The 284-nt window shown below is 51.8% G+C and carries 1 protein-coding gene; it reads right to left on the reverse strand.

Annotated features, from left to right (window positions below):
* Nucleotides 1-226, reverse strand: a 226-nt coding sequence (locus tag HEN33_RS25815; protein WP_183083567.1) for a lysis system i-spanin subunit Rz, incomplete at its 3' end; no start/stop codon positions are given.
* Nucleotides 227-284: the final 58 nt, after the last annotated feature.

Consider the following 284-nt stretch of genomic DNA (forward strand, 5'->3'; position numbering starts at 1 on the left):
GGAGACTTTCGATAGTCGCATTAGCATCAGCAAGCTCCTTTGTGTATCTGGCGTCGAGTTCTGCTACATCACGTTGACGCTTCTGCATGTCAGCGATGATGGATGTGGCTTTGTCGCGCTGGTCTTTGTAGGCGATGGCGTTATCACGGTAATGATTAACAGCCCATGACAGGCAGAGGATGATGCAAATAACCAGAGCGGAGATAATCGCGGTTACCCTGCTCATTGCTGCCCCCACAAACAGACTTCACGCTCAATCTCGCGGCGAGTCATCAGCCCTTTCC

The sequence above is a fragment of the Escherichia sp. 94.0001 genome, assembly GCF_013369155.2.
Taxonomy (GTDB): domain Bacteria; phylum Pseudomonadota; class Gammaproteobacteria; order Enterobacterales; family Enterobacteriaceae; genus Escherichia; species Escherichia coli_F.